The 19422-nt window shown below is 71.9% G+C and carries 15 protein-coding genes; 4 read left to right on the forward strand and 11 right to left on the reverse strand.

The features are described 5' to 3' along the window. Positions 1 to 82 precede the first annotated feature (82 nt). The 3 genes from OO70_RS46605 to OO70_RS46615 all read right to left on the reverse strand — a co-directional run bounded on the left by OO70_RS46605 (position 83) and on the right by OO70_RS46615 (position 3632). Positions 83 to 1324, reverse strand: a complete 1242-nt coding sequence (locus OO70_RS46605; protein ID WP_043686476.1) for an SAV2148 family HEPN domain-containing protein — start codon at positions 1322 to 1324, stop codon at positions 83 to 85. A gap of 104 nt (positions 1325 to 1428) precedes the next feature. Continuing rightward, positions 1429 to 2745 carry a copper amine oxidase gene (locus tag OO70_RS46610; RefSeq protein ID WP_043686478.1) on the reverse strand — a complete coding sequence of 439 codons (1317 nt, stop codon included), beginning with the start codon at positions 2743 to 2745 and terminating at the stop codon, positions 1429 to 1431. Between the two features lie 80 nt (positions 2746 to 2825). After that, entirely contained in the window at positions 2826 to 3632 is an 807-nt protein-coding gene (locus OO70_RS46615; RefSeq protein WP_043686480.1) for a hypothetical protein, read from the reverse strand. A gap of 200 nt (positions 3633 to 3832) precedes the next feature. Between OO70_RS46615 and glgX the strand changes: the two genes are divergently transcribed. Both glgX and treY read left to right on the forward strand, forming a co-directional pair. Next, positions 3833 to 5950: a glycogen debranching protein GlgX gene (glgX, locus tag OO70_RS46620; RefSeq protein WP_043686546.1), complete on the forward strand. Its 2118-nt coding sequence runs from the start codon at positions 3833 to 3835 to the stop codon at positions 5948 to 5950. 90 nt (positions 5951 to 6040) lie between these two features. Next, positions 6041 to 8389, forward strand: coding sequence for a malto-oligosyltrehalose synthase (gene treY / locus OO70_RS46625; protein WP_043686481.1), 2349 nt, complete (start codon positions 6041 to 6043; stop codon positions 8387 to 8389). On the opposite strand, the gene OO70_RS46630 is transcribed toward treY, so the two are convergent. Continuing rightward, positions 8386 to 9483, reverse strand: coding sequence for a cytochrome P450 (locus tag OO70_RS46630; RefSeq protein WP_043686484.1), 1098 nt, complete (start codon positions 9481 to 9483; stop codon positions 8386 to 8388). The two genes, treY and OO70_RS46630, sit on opposite strands and share 4 nt — an antisense overlap. Positions 9484 to 9990: 507 nt before the next feature. On the opposite strand from OO70_RS46630, the gene OO70_RS46635 reads away from it, so the two are divergent. Next, complete coding sequence (locus OO70_RS46635; RefSeq protein ID WP_051742304.1) at positions 9991 to 11280, forward strand: M14 family zinc carboxypeptidase; 1290 nt, start codon at positions 9991 to 9993, stop codon at positions 11278 to 11280. 13 nt (positions 11281 to 11293) lie between these two features. Here the strand turns inward: OO70_RS46635 and OO70_RS46640 are convergent, their stop codons facing one another. The 3 genes from OO70_RS46640 to OO70_RS46650 all read right to left on the reverse strand — a co-directional run bounded on the left by OO70_RS46640 (position 11294) and on the right by OO70_RS46650 (position 13983). Beyond that, a complete protein-coding gene (locus OO70_RS46640; RefSeq protein WP_051742306.1) occupies positions 11294 to 11743 on the reverse strand; it encodes an SSI family serine proteinase inhibitor in 450 nt (149 codons plus the stop codon). After that, positions 11740 to 13194 carry a M14 family zinc carboxypeptidase gene (locus OO70_RS46645; protein ID WP_199827537.1) on the reverse strand — a complete coding sequence of 485 codons (1455 nt, stop codon included), beginning with the start codon at positions 13192 to 13194 and terminating at the stop codon, positions 11740 to 11742. Before OO70_RS46645 ends, OO70_RS46640 begins: the two co-directional genes overlap by 4 nt. Before the next feature lie 237 nt (positions 13195 to 13431). Then, the gene (locus OO70_RS46650; RefSeq protein WP_043686486.1) at positions 13432 to 13983 is read right to left on the reverse strand and encodes a DUF1707 and FHA domain-containing protein; all 552 of its coding nucleotides are present in this window, start codon (positions 13981 to 13983) and stop codon (positions 13432 to 13434) included. Positions 13984 to 14156: 173 nt separating this feature from the next. On the opposite strand from OO70_RS46650, the gene treZ reads away from it, so the two are divergent. Next, on the forward strand, positions 14157 to 15905 hold the full coding sequence (treZ, locus tag OO70_RS46655) for a malto-oligosyltrehalose trehalohydrolase (RefSeq protein WP_043686487.1): 1749 nt from the start codon (positions 14157 to 14159) through the stop codon (positions 15903 to 15905). A 23-nt stretch (positions 15906 to 15928) separates the two neighbouring features. Here the strand turns inward: treZ and OO70_RS46660 are convergent, their stop codons facing one another. The 4 genes from OO70_RS46660 to OO70_RS46675 all read right to left on the reverse strand — a co-directional run bounded on the left by OO70_RS46660 (position 15929) and on the right by OO70_RS46675 (position 19400). Further along, positions 15929 to 16873 (reverse strand): aminoglycoside phosphotransferase family protein, encoded by a 945-nt coding sequence (locus OO70_RS46660; protein ID WP_043686489.1) that lies wholly within the window; start codon positions 16871 to 16873, stop codon positions 15929 to 15931. Positions 16874 to 16889: 16 nt separating this feature from the next. Further along, positions 16890 to 18017 carry an aminopeptidase P family protein gene (locus OO70_RS46665; protein ID WP_043686490.1) on the reverse strand — a complete coding sequence of 376 codons (1128 nt, stop codon included), beginning with the start codon at positions 18015 to 18017 and terminating at the stop codon, positions 16890 to 16892. 110 nt (positions 18018 to 18127) lie between these two features. Further along, complete coding sequence (locus OO70_RS46670; protein ID WP_043686493.1) at positions 18128 to 18751, reverse strand: LysE family translocator; 624 nt, start codon at positions 18749 to 18751, stop codon at positions 18128 to 18130. 61 nt (positions 18752 to 18812) lie between these two features. Continuing rightward, positions 18813 to 19400, reverse strand: coding sequence for a PDZ domain-containing protein (locus OO70_RS46675; RefSeq protein ID WP_043686494.1), 588 nt, complete (start codon positions 19398 to 19400; stop codon positions 18813 to 18815). Positions 19401 to 19422 lie beyond the last annotated feature (22 nt).

Here is a 19422-nt window from a genome sequence, read left to right on the forward strand (position 1 = left end):
CCCCCAGTGGTCTCCACGATCGCATGAGCCACTGACAATCCGAGGACCGCGTTCCGCTTACGCCGGACCGGCCCCGGACAGGTCAGGACACCGGTCGCGAATCCGCCCACATCTGCTCGAACTCGTCGCGATAGGTGGGGAAAAGTGCGCTGTCATCCATTTCGTCCGACTTCACGAGCCGGCTTCCGTTCCGCAGCACCAGCACCGGCGCCTCCATGCCGCGGGTGCGGCGCAGATAGGACTGCACGACGGCTATGCCGTCCGAGCCGTCGCCGTCGACGAGGTACGCCGTGAAGCGGGGTGTCTCGTCGAAGACCTGGATCTCGAAGGCCCCCGGGTCGCGCAGCCTGGACCGCACCCGGCGCATGTGCAGGATGTTCATTTCGACAGCGCGGCTCAACTCGCCCCGCTTGATGCCGAGTTCACGCTCGCGGCGCTTGACCGCGCTGGAGGCGGGGTTGAGGAACAGCAGTCGCACTCGGCAGCCCGACTCGGCGAGGCGGACCAGGCGGCGGCCGGAGAAGTTCTGCACGAGCAGGTTGAGGCCGATGCCGATGGCGTCGACGCGGCGGGCCCCGCCGAAGATGTCCTCGGCCGGGAACTGCCGCATCAGCCGCACCCGGTCGGGGTGTACGGCGACCACGTCCGCGAACCGGTCGCCGATCAGCTCCTCGACCGCGTCGACGGGCAGCCGGCGTGCCGAGGGCACGTCGCTGCCTGCGCCGAGGGTCTCCAGGAGTTTCGCGGAGGCCCGCTCGGCCTGGTTGAGGACGGCCTCGGACAGGGCGCGGTTGCGGGAGACGACGTTGCGGGTCACTTCCAGCTCGTCCAGGGCGAGTTCGACGTCCCGGCGCTCGTCGAAGTACGGCTCGAAGCAGGGCCAATGCTGCACCATCAGCTCGCGCAGCTGCGGCAGGGTCAGGAAACTGAGGACGTTGTCGTCGGCCGGGTCGAGCAAGTAGCCCTTGCGGCGGCTGACTTCGCGTACGGCGACCGCGCGCTGCACCCACTCCTGACCGGCAGGACCGGCCGCGGCGACCACCCACTCGTCGCCGTGGACGGGTTCGTAGATGGGACGCAGTACGGCCGCTACGACGGCGCGCAGCCGCTGTTCGACCAGGTTCAGCCAGATGTAGGCGCGGCCGGCTCGCTGGGCGCGCGTACGCACCTCGCGCCAGGCGTCGGCGTCCCAGTCCAGCTCCGGACCGATGGAACCAGCCGCGTCCATCGGACGTGCCAGGGACACCGCGCCGGGCGGGACTTCTGCGGAGTTCCCCTCGTGACCCTCGTCACCAGGGGGCAACTCCAGCCCTCCCGAGCCCACCCGTGCACCGCCTTCCGCTCCCCCGAGCTCTCCCCAGTCTCAACGATCAAGGAAGGGTACTCCGGGACCGGTCGGCGGTGCAGCCGGATGGACAGGGTCGTTTCTCAACTTCCGCCGTTCACATTGCCGTTCTGGTTCGCGAGGGCGGGCGGAGTGAGCGGATTCATAGCGGTGACGTCACGCGGGGCGATGGAGAATCCCTGCCAGTGGACCGGCATCGGCTGCTGGTCCTCGTCGCGGGCGATGTGGTGGAAGCCGACATTCACCCAGACCACGGGCTGCGTGAGGGTCTGTCCGTTGACCCACTTGTCGACCTGCTTCGGGTGCCCCGCACCGCAGTTGGGCAGGTTGTCGCTGGCGAACTGCTCGCACTTGTTGTACTGGGTGAAGTACACGTCGTGCTGGGTGAAGCTGCGGCCCGGGTACTTGGTGGTGGGGCCGGGGACTATCTCGTAGGACCGGGCGTGGTTGTCCTTGTTCTTGCCGGTCGCGCTGACGATGCGCCACCAGCGCATGTTCTTGGCGTCGCCCGCGAGTTCCTTGGTGACCTTGGTCAACGTGGTCTTGTTCGTAGGGGTGTTGGCGCCGTGCGTGGTGACCGCCGAGTCGTACTGCTCGACGCGGCCCTTGGAGGAGCCGTCGAGGGCGAAGTCCAACTTCCAGAAGACGTCGTGCTGGTGGCTCGTGGCGTACGCCGTGGCGCCCTTGCCGAGCGGCCAGCCGCGGCCGTCGCCCGCGTCGTAGTCGTAGGGCGAAAGGCTGCCGGTGGCACCGACGTTCATGTTGATGGTGCCGTCGTCCTGGAAGCGCCACTCGGTGATGTACTCGTACCAGCCGACCTGGTTGACCGTGTAGACGAGGAAGTCCTTGCCCTGGGTCTGGAAGACCTTGTTGGCGCTGTCGCCCTGCATGCGGAAGGCGTGGCCGCGTGAACGGGTCGTCGTACAGAGGCCCTTGACGTTCGGGTGGGCCGGGTCGATGGCGTCGGGGACCTTGACGGTCTTGATGGTGCCGCCGGGGCACTCGCCGGGCGCCATGTTCATCAGGCCCGTGCCGAAGCCGTACTGCGTGAGGTCGCTGTACTCGTTCTTGCCGTCGTCGTACGGCACATGGATCTGGGCGAGCTTCGCGTCGGCGAGCACCTTGATGGGCGCGGCCTCGCCGGGCGGCTGGTAGGAGATGTTCTCCAGGACGAGGCCGGCCTCGCGCTCGTAGTGCCAGCACATCCGCCAGGTGGTGCCGGTGGAGAGCTTCTGCTCGATGGTGTAGGCGGCGCTGCAGCCGGGGGCGGCGGCGCTCGGCGCGGCCTTCGGCTGGGCGACGGCCGGTCCCGCGCCCGCGGTGGCGCCGGCGGCCAGGGCGGCCACGGCGAGGCCCACGGCCCCCCGCCTGCGGGCACGGCTGATTCTGTTGACGCGCATGAAGAAGTGACTCCCTTACAGGAGAAGCAAGTTGGGAAAGTGGACGGAGAAGTCGGTGCGGCGCTTTCGGTTCAACCGGCTCAGCCGGTGAGCTTGCCGACCTTGCGGGCGCTCAGGTCGATGACGAAGTCACGGGCGTCGATCCACGGCCCGTTCTTGACCTTCGGGAACAGCCGCACGCACCGGTGCTCGCCGCACTGGTCGAGGACGCCGGACTGCGCCCCGGGAGTGGCCTTGTAGATCATGGCCGTCAGCAACAGCTGGTCCGGCGAGGTGAGTTCGTTGCCGGTGGCGTCCTTGTAGTCCGCCTTCAGGCCCGCGCCCAGCGGGTCCGCGAGCAGCAGCTCGGCCGCCTCGACGTCCTCGGCATGGCTCGCCGGCGGCTGCACTCCGTGCTGCGTGCCGGTCTGCTCGACCTTGCCGGTGTCGAGGTTGACGGTCTTGGTGACGACCGTGTCGTCCTTGTAGTCGTAGAACGTCACGTCCGCGCGCCGCGGCGCGTTCGGGTTGTCCAGCTCGTCGGGGTTCGGGTCGGCGAGTTCGACGTCGAGGCGCTGCGGGCCGCGCTTTCCGTCCACGTTCTCGCTGGAGTTGAGGAACTGCTGGTTCACCGCGAGCTGCTCGACGCGCTTGGTCTCGTCGTCGGTGAGCGGGTCGCGGCCCTTGCCCTTCTCGCCCTCGGCCGGGGCCTGTTGCACCACTCCGGGTGCCGCGCCCTGCCCGTCCGCCGCCTGCTGGGCGGACCCGGCCGCCTTGCCGGTGCCTCCCGACTCGTCGGCCCCCGCCGTGCCCGGCAGGGTGACGGCGACCATCACGGCGGTCCCGGCCACCGCTATGGCCGCACCCGCCACCACCTTGCCCAGGTGGCGGTGCACTGTCTTCCGCACTTTTCCCCCTACTCCCCCTGGATCCTTCCCCCTGGATCGCTGGGAGTGGTGTCTGTCCCACTTGGTTCGGCATACGGCATACGTCGTATCCACTGGTCATTTGGTAAGAGGGATGTAAGTCATAGGTGGTTCCCTCACTTTCGGGGAGACTCAGGAGCAAGGCGCCCCGGCAGCGGGGCCCGGCTGAGAGAGTCGTGACCATGCAGGTCTGGCCTGGAGAGGCATATCCACTCGGTGCCACGTACGACGGCGCCGGGACCAACTTCGCGGTCTTCACGGAGGCCGCGGACCGAGTAGAGCTCTGTCTGCTGCACGACGACGGCTCGGAGACGGCGGTGGAACTGCGGGAGAGCGACGCGTTCGTGCGGCACGCGTACGTGCCCGGCATCATGCCCGGACAGCGCTACGGCTTCCGCGCACACGGCCCGTACGCCCCCGAGCGCGGCCAGCGCTGCAACTCCGCGAAGCTGCTGCTCGACCCGTACGCGAAGGCGGTCAGCGGATCGATCGCCTGGGGCGAGGAGGTGTACGGCTACCACTTCGACGCCCCCGACAAGCGCAACGACCTTGACTCGGCCCCGCACACGATGTCGTCGGTCGTGGTCAACCCGTACTTCGACTGGGGCGACGACCGGCTGCCCCGGCACGGCTACCACGAGACGGTGCTCTACGAAGCCCACGTCAAGGGTCTGACCATGCAGCACCCGGGGCTGCCGGAGGAGCTGCGCGGCACGTACGCGGCGCTCGCGCACCCGGCCGTGATCGAGCACCTGGTGAAGCTGGGGGTGACGGCCCTTGAGCTGATGCCGGTGCACCAGTTCGTGAACGACCACCGGCTGGTCGACATGGGCCTGAACAACTACTGGGGCTACAACACGATCGGCTTCTTCTCCCCGCACAACGCGTACGCCTCCTGGGGCGACCGCGGCCAGCAGGTCCTGGAGTTCAAGTCGGCGGTGCGCGCGCTGCACGAGGCCGGCATCGAGGTCATCCTGGACGTCGTCTACAACCACACCGCCGAGGGCAACCACCTGGGGCCGACGCTGTCCTTCAGGGGCCTCGACAACCCCTCCTACTACCGGCTGGCGGAGGACCCCCGCTACTACATGGACACCACGGGGACGGGCAATTCACTGCTCATGCGGTCCCCGCACGTGCTCCAGCTGATCATGGACTCGCTGCGCTACTGGGTCACCGAGATGCATGTCGACGGCTTCCGCTTCGACCTCGCGGCCACCCTGGCACGGCAGTTCCACGAGGTGGACCGGCTGTCGTCGTTCTTCGACCTCGTGCAGCAGGACCCGGTGGTCTCCCAGGTGAAGCTGATCGCGGAGCCCTGGGACGTCGGCGAGGGCGGCTACCAGGTGGGCAACTTCCCGCCGCTGTGGACCGAGTGGAACGGCAAGTACCGCGACACCGTGCGGGACCTGTGGCGGGGCGAGGGGCGCGCGCTCGCGGAGTTCGCGTCCCGGCTGACCGGCTCGTCCGACCTCTACCAGGACGACGGCCGTCGTCCCCTGGCCTCCATCAACTTCGTGACCTGCCACGACGGGTTCACGCTCAACGACCTGGTGTCGTACAACGACAAGTACAACCAGGCCAACGGCGAGGACAACCGGGACGGCGAGAGCCACAACCGGTCCTGGAACTGCGGTGCCGAGGGCGACACCGACGACCCGGCCGTGCTGGAGCTGCGCGCACGCCAGATGCGCAACTTCGTCGCCACGCTGATGCTGTCCCAGGGTGTGCCGATGGTCAGCCACGGGGATGAGTTCGCGCGCACCCAGAGGGGCAACAACAACGCGTACTGCCAGGACAGCGAGCTGGCCTGGGTGAAGTGGCCCGAGGGCGACGACCAGTCGTCGGAGTTGCCGGCCTTCACGCGCGCGTTGGTGTGGCTGCGCAAGGAGCATCCCGTGTTCCGGCGCCGGCGCTTCTTCCACGGGCGGCCCGTGGAGGGCACCCACGACGAGTTGTCGGACATCGCCTGGTTCACCCCGGAGGGCAAGGAGATGACGCAACGGGACTGGGACTCGGCGCAGGCCTCCGCGCTGTCGGTGTTCCTGAACGGCAACGCCATCTCGGAGCCCGGCCCGCGCGGGGAGCGCATCGCCGACGACTCCTTCCTGATGATGTTCAACGCCTCCCCGGAGACGCTGGATTTCGTCGTACCGGTCAACCACGGCCGCCAGTGGGAAGTGATCGTCGACACGGGCCGCCCCGAAGGGGTCCCGTCAGGCACGGGCGCGAAGGTGAAGGCCGGGGACCGGCTGACCCTGGTGGACCGCAGCATGACGGTGCTGCAACGGCCGACCTAGAAGGAGGCGCGGAGACCCGGTCGGCCGGTCGGCGGACCGAATGCGGGGGTCGATGACACGAAAGACGGCCGGGCGGGTACGTAGGTCTGCATGACACCTGAGCGACCCGACCCGGCAGTGCCCACGGCCACCTACCGGCTGCAGCTGCAGCCCGAGTTCCCGTTCGCGGCGGCCGCGGCGGCCGTGCCGTACCTGGCGTCGCTCGGCGTCTCGCACCTGCACCTGTCCCCCGTCCTCGAATCGGTGCCCGGTTCGACGCACGGCTACGACGTCGTGGACCACGCGCGCGTACGGGGCGAACTCGGCGGCGAGGACGGCCTGCGGGCCTTCGCGCGCACCGCGCGGGAGCACGGTCTCGGTCTGGTGGTGGACATCGTGCCGAACCACATGGCCATGGCCCCGCGCCACAACCACGCCCTGTGGGAGGTGCTCCGGGAAGGCCCCAAGTCGCCGTACGCGCGCTGGTTCGACATCGACTGGGACGCCCAGGGCGGGCAGTTGCTGCTGCCGGTGCTGGGCGGCCCGGTCGGCGGGGAGATCGACCATCTGGAGGTCGACGGGGACGTCCTGCGCTACTACGACCATGTGTTCCCGCTGCGTGCGGGCACCGGGGAGCTGCCGCTGCCGCGGCTCCTGGACGCGCAGTGGTACCGCCCCGTGTGGTGGCGGCTGGCCCGCACCGAGCTCAACTACCGGCGTTTCTTCAGCATCTCGGAGCTGATCGGGGTGCGCGTCGAGGACCCGGAGGTCTTCGACGCCACGCACGCCAAGATGCTGCAACTGCTGCGCGAGGGCGTCGTCGACGGGCTGCGCGTCGACCACCCCGACGGCCTCGCCGACCCCGACGACTACCTCCGGCGGCTGCACGAGGCGACCGGGGGCCGCTGGACGGTCGTCGAGAAGATCCTCGCGGACGGGGAGCACCTGCCGGCGTCCTGGCCCGTCGCGGGCACCACCGGTTACGACGCCCTGCGGCACGTCGACGGGCTGTTCACGGACCCTGCGGGTGCCGGTGAACTCCTGGGCCAGTACCGGAGGTTCGCGGCGCCGCAGACCGACCGGGGCGGGCACTGGGAGGCGACGGTACGGCGGGCGGCGTACAAGGTGCTCACGCACGAGCTGGCCACCGAGACGGACCGGCTGACCCGGGTGGCAAGTCAGGTGTGTGCCACATCCCCGGACCCGGCGCTGCGCGACCGGGCCCCCTGGGCGCTGCGGACCGCGCTGCGGGAGTTCCTGGTCCGCATGGAGGTCTACCGGCCGTACACCTCGGGCGACACCGCCGCCGTCGTCACCGAGGAGGCGGCGGCCGAGGCCCGGCAGGCGTTCGTCGTCGCGGAGGAGGCGGGCGCCGTCGATGTCGTACGGGATCTGCTGCTGGGGCGGTACGGGGACGGGCCCGAGCAGGTCGAGTTGCGGACCCGGTTCGCGCAGACCGCGTCCGCGCTGCGGGCCAAGTCCGTGGAGGACACGGCCTTCTACCGCTATGTGCCACTGCTGTCGGCGACCGAGGTGGGCGGGAACCCGGGCGATCCGGCCGTGTCCCCGGAGGACTTCCACGCGTACTGCGCGCGCGTGCAGCGCGACTGGCCCGCGATGGGCACCGTCCTGTCGACCCACGACACCAAGCGCAGTGCCGACGTACGGGCCGCGCTGGCGGTGCTCACCGAGGTGCCGGAGCGCTGGGCGGACGTGCTGGCCGAGGTGACCCGCAGCGGCGAGGGCGTGCCGGACGCGCAGCTGGCGTGGGCGGCCTGGCAGACGGTGTTCGGCCTCGGTCCTGCGGACGCGGAGCGTGTCCAGGAGGCCCTGTTGAAGCATGTGCGCGAGGCCGGCCTGTACACGAGCTGGACGGAGCAGGAGCCGCCGTACGAGGAGGCGGTGGCGGCGTTCGTCGCGGCGGGCCCGTGCGGGGCGCCGGGCGAGCACGTGACCGCCCTCCGCGCGGCACTGGAGCAGCACATCCGGGCGAACGTGCTGGGCGCCGCCCTGCTCCACCTGACGATGCCGGGCGTACCGGACCTCTACCAGGGCACGGAGTCCGAGTACCTGGCCCTGGTCGACCCCGACAACCGCCGCCCCGTACTGTTCCCGCCCCCGAACCCTGGCGACAAGGGCGCGCTGACGGCCGCCGCGCTGCGGCTGCGTGCCCGACGCCCCGAGGCCTTCGGCGACGCGGCGACGTACACCCCGCTGCCGGCGGAGGGCCCGGCGGCGGGGCACTGCGTGGCGTTCGCACGCTCGGGGGCCGCGGTCACGGCCGTGACCCGGCTGTCCTCGCGGCTCGCGGAGGCGGGCGGCTGGCGCGACACGGTTCTCCCGCTGCCTCCGGGGCGGTGGGTCGATGTGCTGGCTCCGGAGCGGGAGTTCACGGGGCACGCACGCGTGGAGGAACTTTTCGCGGTGTCACCGGTGGCGCTGCTGGAGGTCTCCGGCTAGATGCGCACCGGGAGGGTCCGGGGCGAACGGCGGACCAGGTCGTCGGGCACGTGTCGGGCGCCCGGTGCGCGGCGCAGGCCCGGGAGGGCGGTCAGGAGTGCTCGTAGGCCGTGTTCGGCCGTGAGGCGGGCGAGCAGGGCCCCGGGGCCGGTGTCGGGGGCGAGCGGGCCGGGGTCGGGGCGGAAGGCGTCGTAGCGGTCGGGGTCGGTGAAGCGGTCCGGGTCGCGGCCGGCGGCGCCGAAGAGGCAGGCGACGGTGGCTCCGGCGGGTATCGCACCGACGGGTTCGACGGCCCGGCGCAGCACGACGTGCAGCGGCGGATCGCGGCGCAGGGACTCCGCCCAGGCGCCGGACGTGAGGTCGGGGCGGGTGCGGAGCACCTCCAACTGGCGTGGATGATCAAGGAGGTTGGCGAGGAACGAGGCGAGCGCCCGCGCGGTGGTCTCACCGGCCGCGCCGAGCAACGCGCCCACCAGCCTGGTGACGGTCTCGTCCGGCAGCGGTCCGTCGTCGGTCCGCGCGGTGCACAGGACGGACAACAGGTCACCACCGGGATGCGCGCGCCGCCGGGCGGTCAACGGCCGGAGAAAAGCACCCAGTTCGGAACGACCGCCCCTGGAGTGGCCGAGTCCCGTACGGCACCAATGGTGCACGCGCGCGGTCTCCTCGTACGGCAGCCCGAGCGCTGCCACGGCCGTGGCGGTGGGCAGCCAGTCGCAGAACTCGGCCACCAGGTCGGCCTCTTCACGGGCGGCCAGCCGGCGGGCGAGGACATAGGCGCTGCGTTCGACGGCGGCGGTCAGGGCGGCCAGCGCGGGCCCGCGCAGCGCCCGGTCGAGGAGCCGACCCGCTTCGGGTGGCCCGTCACCGGGCAGGGCGACGAGTCGCGGGTCGGTGAGCGCGGCGCGGACATCGCCGTAGCGGCTGACGAGCCAGGCGCCGAACGGCTCGTCGTGGACGAGGGGGTAGTGGGTGCGGAGGGTGCGGTAGAGCGGATACGGGTCCCGTACGGCCGTCCGCAGACTCGGTGGACCCGGTGGACGGGCCGGGGTGCCCGCGGTCCGCGTGACGAGCACGTCCGTGAGACACAGCACCGCCGTCCGCTCCCGTGGTCGTCGCTCCGCCACGCACCGTGGAGGCGCGGCCGGTCGTCCGCGCCATGCGCACACGCGGATGCCCCCCAGCCGACCACCGCACCGCGCGGACCGCAGCCCTCGTACGGCCGTACGGGTGACGGCGGCATCGCGCGGTGCTACGGCGTACGCGGACCGCCGCACGCCGTGGAGCCGTCGCGGCCACCGGCTCGCACCCGCGTACGGGCCCGGGGCGTGTGCAGGACGGTCGGCGTGCGGTGGCGAGCGGCGACGTCGATGTCCTGGGTGCAGGGGCACGCGCGTGTGCACGAAGTCGACGTCACCGGCAGTCAACGTCAGCGCCCACGAAACCCCCTGGAAACCCAGGCCCCCTGCTGGCACCAACTCCCTTACCGGCTGCCGGTAAATGCACCTGGGCGCCCCCGGTAGCCTCCCCCACGGTCTTCTTGACAGTTCACAGAGCCCATGAAGTACTGCGATTGCGAAGCCGGGGCTGACTAGTCGGGGGTGAGTCTCCTGCCGGAGTTGCGATACCCCAGTGTGACCGAACTGGTCTCGTCCGCAAGGGCGTTGGCCGCTCACCGGCCAGCCCTGTGCACGCTGAGGCAGGTGGGCGTCTCCCGCGCGGGCAGACCACTCCAGCTGCTGTCCGTGGGGCACGCGCAGCGGGCCGTACTGGTGGTGGCGGGCGCCCATGCCAACGAGCCGACGGGCGGTTCCACACTCCTCGCGCTCGCCGAACGGGTCGTCCGTGAGCGGGAGTTGAGGTCGGACACCTCCTGGCACTTTCTGCTCTGCGCCGACCCGGACGGGGCGAGCCTGCATGTCACGCCGGCGCCGCGCAGCCTGTTCGACTACCACCTCGGCTTCTTCCGCCCGGCCGGTCCCGAACAGCCGGAGTGGTCGCCCTCCGTACTGCCGCCGGACCGCCTGCCGCCCGAGACGCGCGCGCTGACCCGGGTGATCGACGAGGTGCGGCCCTACCTCCAGGTGACCCTCCACGGCACCGATCTGGGCGGCAGCTGGGTGCAGTTGACGAAGGACATACCGGGGCTCGCCGAACCGTTCGCCAAGTCGGCGGCGGAGCTGCACATCCCGGTGGAGACAGGCGCCTCGGACGCGGCGGGCTGGCCCGCTTCCGGACCCGGGGTGCATGTGATGCCGGCGCCCGGTTCGGACGCGGCGTACCCGAGCATGCCGGACGACGCACGGCACAGCACCTGGTACCACGCCCACCGGTACGGCGGTCTGACCGCGGTCGTGGAGGTGCCGATGTGGGCGAGCGACCTGGTGGACGACCCGGCACCGCATCCGGCACCGGCGGCGGCGATACGGCGGCTTGCGCGCCGGCTGCTGCGGGACACGCGGGAGGTGGAGCGGGTGCTCGCCGAGGCGCTGCCGCGGCTCCAGGGCGTCGACGGGCCGCTGCTGCGGGCCGCCCAGTGGGCGCTGGAACTGGTGCCCGGCCTGGCCGCGGACTGGATGCACACCCCGCCGGCCGACACCACGATGGCGTACGTCGGCAGCGTGGACGCGTTCGGGCGCCGGCTGCCGTTACGGGCGGCGGCGATGCTGCTGCGGGTCCTGCGGGAGACCGACGACCGCGCGGCACCTCTGCTCGAACACCTCGTCGCGTCCTGGAGCGACGCCTTCGCGGAGCGCTTCCGCGCCCGCTGGGTGCCCTTGGAACACCAAGTGGAGCATCAGTCCCGCACGGTCGTGGCGGCAGCGCTGTACGCGCGCGAGCGGGCGGGGGAAACCGGGGACGCACACGCGCGTGCCCGACGCCCGGCCTGACCCCGCCCGTGCCTCAGCTGTCGAGCGCGAAGACCGACCCCGTCCGGGCCGCCATGCCGCACGCGTTCGAGAAGGTCCGCGTGTAGTCGACCTGATGCCCCTTCCACTCCCCGCGCGCGTGGGCGGTCACCGGGGCGTAGATCATCGGGCAGAAGACGCCCTTGGCCGGGATGGCGTCGATGTCCCCGCCCGCCGCGCCCAGTTCGGCACAGGCCTCGGCCGCGTGGGCGTGGCCCTGCGGCGGGTCGCACAGCAGCAGGGTCCCCCGGGTGTCGCTGGACCGGCTGTCGCCGCGCGTGACGGTGAGGTAGAGCCAGTCGCCCTGGCCGGCGTGCCGGGGCGCGGCCTGGGCCGGTGCCTGGCCGGCGGCGAGGAGCGCGACGGCCGCGAACAGGGCGCCTCGGAGCGCGCTCGCTTTCAAGGTGCGGCTCTTGGAGTTGTACGGCTTACGGATGTACGTCATTCCCGATGCATCGGCACCGTGGTCTCCGTGCCCCAGCCCGGCTCACCCGAACGGGAGCGCACGGGCGTGTGCCGCCGGGCCAGTTCGAACGCGCTGAGCACCACCCTCGACTGGTACTCGACCTGGCGCGCGACCGAGATCCAGCGCGCCCCGCAACCGTCGCGGTAGTCGGCGCACCACTCGTCGATCAGCCGGTCCAACTCCGGCAGCGCACCTGCCGGATCACGCCCGGAGGCGACCACGACCTGATACAGCAGCCCGGCGGTCCGCAGGGCCAGCCGCCGCCCCGCGATGCGCAGAGCCGCCAGATGGGCCGAGTTGAGCGGTGGCAACGGGCGTGCGGCACCGGTGTCGACATCGGGATCCCACGCGTCGGCGAGGCCGGGGCAGACCAGTAAATAGTCGTCGACGGGAGCGAGCAGCCGCGCGGCTTCGGGCGCCACGAGGGTGCGGGGCCGCGTGTCGGACGGGACCGCGGGCGGCTCCACCGGGTCGGCTGCGGGGCCGGGCCGGGCGTTGACCGTCCGGGCGGCCGGCCCGCCACCCGTGTCCGTCCCTGCCGCGGACCCGGCCTGCACGTACGGCCGTATGCGGGCGAGGAGTTGTTCCAGGATGCGGGTGTCGTGGCGGAGGGTGTGGCTCACGGTGCGCAGCATCGCGTTCGCGTCGGCGGGCGGTGCGCCGTCCTCCACGTCGGCGACGCCCCACATCGGGGCCTCCACCACCGCGGTGACGGTGCCGTGCCGGTGCGGGTGGTACCAGGTCGACTCGACGGCGGCCTCGGTGATGGCGGCGGCGAGATCGCCCCGGCGTGGAGGTGGGATGCGGTAGACGGCGGGGCCGAGGCTCGGCCAGTACAGGGTGTCGTAGGGGCCGAGTTCGCGGGGGATGCCGAGGCGGGTCGCGGTGTGGGCGACACGTCGGGCGAGGCCCGGCAGGTCGTGGGTCAGTTCCACGAAGCCGCCACCCACGTCGACGCCGTGCAGGGAGCACTGGAGGAACGGGCGCAGTTCGTCCTGCACCTCCAACAGGGCGCGGGTTTCCGGGAGTCGGGCACCTGCCGCGCCGTCCGGCAGCCATTCGGGCTGTTCCAGGAAGCCGGGCCGGAAGAAGTTCCTGAAGTAGCGGCCGAGGCTGTAAGGGCCGGACAGCCAGCCCTCGTTGCGGCGCGAGCCGTCGGGGTCGAGGCACAGCAGCAGGTTCCAGGTGGCGTCGGCGCCCTCGCTCAACCGGGGGTCGGCGAGGACCCGTCCGGCCAGGCGCAGCGCCGTCGCGCCGCCCACGGGCTCGTTGGCGTGCGGTCCGGCGACCACGAGGGCCTGGCGGCTGCCGTGGCCCACGGAGAGCAGCCACAGGGGCGTACCGGCGCGGGAGGTCCCGACGCGGCGCAGCCGGGCGTCCTGGGGGCGGCGGGCGACGAGCGCGGCGGCCTGGGCGCCCAGCTCGTCCACGGACGGGTAGCGGAGGAGTGGCGGCAGGGCACACCTCCGCGAATATGGTGCCGTCGGTTCACCTGATGTGCATGGTGTACGCACAGTCAGTCACGGCATCAGGGGTACGTCAACACCGCCGTACGCAAAGGGATTTGATACGCACGCGCGGTCGCCACATCGGGTAAAGCCCAGGCCAGAGGTGAGGCAGGGCTGTGTCCTGGCCACGTCCGGGCCCGGTTCGGGCGCGGTCCGGGCTCAGTTCACGGCGAGCCGGAACGCCATCCGTCCGAAGCCGATCTGGTCGCCCTCGCGGACGACGGCCGCGCCGATCACCCGTCGGCCGTTGACCGTCGTGCCGTTGGTCGAGCCGAGGTCGCGCAGCACCCACATGCCGCCCTGGCGGCTGAGTTCGGCGTGCACCCGGGACACCGTCTCGTGGGTCAGGCGCAGTCCGTTGGCGGGGTCGCGGCCGATGCGCAGCGGAAATCCGTTGCCCGGGTGGGGCAGCAGCAGCTTGGGGAGCCGCTCGGCCTGCCAGGCCCTGCGCAGCCGTACGGTGAAGCCGGAGACGGCCTCCACGGTGCCGAACAGCACGCGGGAGAGGCGGCTTTCGGTGGGCAGGTCGGCGGTGAGCGCCACGAGTTCCTCGGACCGGCGGGCGGCGAGCGCCAACTCCATGCGCCGGATGAACGTGTCGTGGGACAGGCGGCCCATGGCGACGCCGTCGTGAAGGACCTTGAGCGCCTTGTCGCGCTCCGCGTCGGACAGCCGCGCGGGGTACGTGTGGAACTCGAAGGACGACGTCACGTTCGTGATTGTCGGGCAGTGAACCCCGGGTGTCCAGAAGACGCGGAAACGGCCCGCACGCGCGCGAAGATGACGACACCTGCGCCAAAGGGGTGGATTCAAAAGCGGATTGATCTCGTTTGAAGCACGATGGACGGGCTACATCCCGGTGAGCAGACGAAGGGGAACCGTCCGTGCAGTTCGAGGTGTGGGCACCAGAGGCAGACCGTGTGACGCTCTATCGCGAGGGCGCCACGCGCGCGTTGGCGCGCGATCCCGAGCGTGTGGGGTGGTGGAGCGGTGAGGCGGCGGCGAGCGACGGCACGCGGTACGGGTACGCGGTGGACGACGGCCCGCCGCTGCCCGACCCGCGCTCGCGCCGCCAACCGGACGGCCCGGACGGCTTGAGCGCCGTCGTCGAGCACGAGCGGTACGCGTGGCGTACCGCCGAGTGGCCCGGGCGTCCGCTGCCGGGCGCGGTGCTGTACGAGCTGCACGTCGGCACATACACCCCCGAGGGCACCCTGGACGCGGCCGCGGACCGGCTCGGCCATCTCGCCGAACTGGGCGTCACGCACGTCGAGTTGATGCCCCTGTGTCCGTTCCCCGGCCGAAACGGCTGGGGGTACGAGGGCGTCTCCCTGTGGGCGGTGCACGAGCCCTACGGCGGCCCCGAGGGGCTGAAGCGGTTCGTCGACCGGGCCCACGAACTGGGCCTGGGCGTCGTGCTCGACGTGGTGCACAACCACCTTGGTCCGTCCGGGAATTACCTGCCCTCGTTCGGCCCCTACTTCACGGACACGCATCAGACCCCCTGGGGCAGCGCCGTGAACCTGGACGCGCCCGGCTCCGACGAGGTGCGCGCCTTCCTGCTGGGCAGCGCGCTGGCGTGGCTGCGCGACTACCGGATCGACGGGCTGCGGCTGGACGCGGTGCACGCGTTGAAGGACACGCGCGCGTGCCACTTCCTGGAGGAACTGTCGGCCGCCGTCGACGCGTTGGCCGCCGAGACGGGCCGGCCCCTGTTCCTGGTCGCCGAGTCCGACCTGAACGACCCGCGCGTGGTCACCTCCCGCGCGGAGGGCGGTCTGGGTCTGCACGCCCAGTGGAACGACGACTTCCACCACTCCCTGCACGCCGCGCTGACCGGTGAGTCCCAGGGCTACTACGCGGACTTCGCCCGGGCCCCGCTCGCGGCGATCACCAAGACGCTCACGGACGGCTTCTTCCACGACGGCACCTATTCCAGCTTCCGGGACCGGCACCACGGCCGCCGCCTCGACCGCACGCGCGTGGCCGCCCACCGGCTGCTCGGCTACACGCAGACCCACGACCAGATCGGCAACCGCGCCCAGGGCGACCGCCTTTCGGCGACCCTCTCCCCCGGTCTGCTGGCCTGCGCCGCCGCGCTGGCGCTGACCGGACCCTTCACGCCAATGCTGTTCATGGGCGAGGAGTGGGCGGCGGGCACACCCTGGCAGTTCTTCACCGACCACACCGACCCGGACCTCGCGGATGCCGTACGGCGGGGCAGACGGCGGGAGTTCGCGGCGCACGGCTGGGCCGAGGAGGACGTACCCGATCCGCAGGACCCGGCGACCCGCGACCGCTCCTGCCTCGACTGGTCGGAGCCGGAGCGGGAGCCCCACGCGCGCGTGCTGGACTGGTACCGCCGGCTCATCGCGCTCCGGCACGAACAACCCGACCTCACAGACCCCGACCTCACCGACACGAAGGTGGCCTACGACGAGGACGCCCGCTGGCTCGCCCTCCGCCGCGGCGACGTACGCGTCGCCGTGAACCTCGGCAAGGAACCGGCCGCGATCCCCCTGGGCTCCCGCCCGGCGGAAGTGCTGGCCGCGTGGGAGCCGGTGGAGGCGCCGGGGGCGGAGGGGTTGCTGCGGCTGCCCGGGGAGTCGTGCGTGGTGCTGCTGCAGGCGTAAACGCTTGCGCAAGCGTTTACGTGCTACAGCTCCGCGTCCCCCGCGCTGTCCCGCAGCTCCGTCACCCGTTCCAGCAGGATCGCCTCCCAGGTGCGCCGGAGTCGGGTCCTGAGGAGGGGAAGCGGGCCGGTGTCCCGGCCCGCGAGCTGGTCGGCGAGGCGGATCACGGTGTCGCAGCGGGCGAGCCAGAGGCCGCGCAGGCAGGGGCGGGCGCCGTAGCCGGCGAGGGTGGCGGCGCGTACGGCGGCGGGGGAACCGACGGCCAGGGCGAGCCCGGCGATGTCCTCGGCGGGGTCGCCGAGTACCGCACCGGTCCAGTCCAGGATGCCGCGCACCCGGCCGTCGGCGCTCACCACGAGGTGTTCGCCCTTGAGGTCGTGGTGGACGAGGACGGCGGTGCCCGGCTGGGCGGCCAGCTGGATCGCACCGGGCTGGGTGAGCTGGTGGAGGCGGGCGGCGTCGAACTCGTCGGCGGCGGCGAGTCGTTCGGCGGCCTGTTCGGCGGTGCGGCGCAGTGTCTCCAGGGAGCGCGGGGCGGTGCGCGGGACGCCGAGTGTCTCGGCCTGCCGGGCGGGCACCTCGCGCAGCCCGGTGAGCAGCCCGGCCAGGTCTGCCTCGCCGACGGCGGAGACGTCCTGGTCCTCGCCGGACCGGCCGGGCACCTTGGTGTCCAGCGTGTAGGTGAGCCCGGGCGCCCACTCGCCGTGCGCCACGCTCGTCGCCACCGCGACGGGGAGGTACGGCCGTACGAGGTCACGCAGGCGCAGTTCGCGGCGCAGGCGCACGGCGGCCCCGCGGTCCGGGGCGAGGCGCAGCACATGGCGGGTGCCGACCCACCATGTGGAGTGCTCGCCGTCCTCGGCGACGGGCCGGATCTCGGGTCCGGAACCGTCGGCCGCACCGTCCTTGAGCAGGGAACGGACCAGCCGGCGGACGGTGTCCGCGGTGGGTGTCGATGCCTGGGTCATGGTCGCGCCGTCGCCGTCAGTCCACCAGGGCCATCTCACGGGCCGTGTTGTTGAGCCGCCGACCGCCGCCCTCGGTCACCGTGACGATGTCCTCGATGCGCACCCCGAAGCGGCCGGGCAGATAGATACCGGGCTCCACGGAGAAGCACATCCCGGGCACGAGAGGCTGTTCCTCGCCCTCGATCATGTACGGCGGCTCGTGCGTGGTGACGCCGATGCCGTGACCGGTGCGGTGGATGAAGTAGGGGCCGTATCCGGCGTCGTCGATGACCGCGCGGGCGGCCCGGTCGACCTCCTGGCAGGCGACTCCTGGGCGCACCGCGCGGAAACCGGCCTCCTGGGCCTCGCGGACGAGGTCGTGGACGCGCTGTTCCTCGTCGCTGGGTTCGCCGACGTGGACCGTGCGCGAGGTGTCGGAGCCGTAGCCGTCCTTGAGGCCGCCGAAGTCGAGGACGATCATGTCCCCCTGCTGGATGACGCGGTCGCCGACTTCGTGGTGCGGGTTGGCACCGTTGGGGCCCGAGGCGACGATGGTGAAGTCGACCTGGGAGTGCCCGAACTGCCGTAGCAGATCGGCGAGATCGGCGCCGACGTCGGACTCGCGGCGGCCGGCGAAGGGGACCTTGCGGATCTCCTCGTACGCCGCGTCCGCGGCCGCTCCGGCGGCCGCCATGAGCTCCAGTTCCGCCGTGTCCTTCACGGCGCGCAGCATCGGCAGGGCGTCGGTGAGGGAGGCGTAGGTGGTGTCGGGCAGTGTCTTCTGGAGTCCCAGCAGGTGCATGGACCAGGCGTTGTCGCTGATGCCGAAGCGGCCGGTGGCGTCGAGGAGGGCGGCGGTGGCGGCGTAGGGGTCCTTGCCGTCGGTCCAGTCGCGCAGGGTGAGGGCGTCGGCGCCGGGTGCCTTGGCCGCGTCGGGGGCCTCCAGGGTGGGGACGACGAGGACCGGGGAGCGTCCGGGGGCCAGGACGAGCACGGTGAGCCGTTCGGTGATCGCGGTGGGCGCGTAGCCGGTGAGCCACACCAGGTCCGGTCCCGGAGCCACCAGCAGCCCCGCGAGACCGGCGTCGGCGGCGGCCCGTGCGGCACGGTCCATGCGGGCCCGGTAGTCGGCGGCGGTGAAGGGCGCGGGCGTGCTACCGGTCATTCAGGCCTCCGGGAACGGGCGAAAGGTGGCTACGGGCAGCATCCTGCCCGCACCCGGAGGGCCACGCGAGCCGATCGACGGCTCTTTCGGCCCCGGACGCGGTCACGGCGTCAGCTCTCCAGGGCCATGCGGGCCCCCAGGAGCAGCAGCACGCCTCCGGAGACCTGCTCCAGGCGCCGGCGCACACCGGTCCGGGACAGCACGTTCTTGAGCCGGCCGACGAACCACACGTAGAGGCCGTAGTAGCCCACTTCGTAGACCGCCCACAGCGCGGCGAGCCCGACCATGGCGGGCAGGTGCGGGGCGCCTTCCGGGACGAACTGCGGGAGGAAGGACATCGCGAAGATCGCGGCCTTGGGGTTGGCGAGGTTGAGGAGCAGTCCGCCTCGGTAGGAGGCCCAGGCGCTGCGTTCGGGGCCGTCCCAGCCGTCGGTCTCCTCGCCGTCCTTGGTGCGGCGCGCGTGGCGCAGGGTCTGGATACCGAAGCCGACGAGGACGACCGCGCCGACGATCCGCGTCACGTCGTAGGCCACCTCGGAGGCGGCGAGCAGCGCGGTCAGGCCGAAGGCGGCGACGAGGCCCCAGACGAAGACACCGGTCTCGTTGCCGAGGACGGTGAGGAAGCCCGAACGTCTGCTGCGCAGCGACTGCTTGATGATCAGCACGGTGCTCGGGCCGGGCGAGGCGGCTATCAGGGTGCAGGCGCCGAGGAAGGCGAGGAGGGTGCTCAGCATGGGGTCATCGTGGCCCGCCCCGGGGAGGCGGGACCACTCCTTTTCCTGGCTCACGCGCGCGTCAGACGACGTATCCGGGCACCACGGTGAACTGCTGGTAGCCGCCGCTGTGGTGGCGCACCGTGACGGTGACCTCCTCCCCGGGGTGGGCGCGGGCCACGGCACGCGCGAGGTCCGCCGCCGAGTCGATGCGGGTGCCGCCGAAGGTGAGCAGGACGTCGCCGCGGATCAGGCCCGCCGTGTAGCCGGGTCCGGGGAGGTGGACGCCGACGATCAGGGCGCCCGCCTTCTCGGCGTCCACGGCCTCCACGCCTAGCGTCGCGGCGGCGGAGCCGGCGGACGTGGGCGACGGTGTCGGGCTCGTGGAGGACGCGGACGGGCCGGGCGGGTTGGCCGTCCGCGCCGGTTGGTGGGCCGCCTGGCGCTGCATCTCGGCGAGTCTGCTCATGCCGATCACCGTGGCGCCGACCGTGCCGAGTCCGACCCCGGACAGGACCAGGACGGTCCCGACGAACAGGCTGAACAGCAGGGTGATGAGCCGTCGGCCGCGGCGCCGCGCGGCGTGCGGGCGCCGGCCGGTGGCGGGCTTGCTGCCACCGCCGGGCTCCTGACCGGGCATCGGCTTGGGACGCAACGCAGTCTGTTCCATGGATCGCCTCCGGCAGATGCTC

This window comes from Streptomyces xylophagus, assembly GCF_000716435.1.
In the GTDB taxonomy this organism is placed as follows: Bacteria; Actinomycetota; Actinomycetes; order Streptomycetales; family Streptomycetaceae; genus Streptomyces; species Streptomyces xylophagus.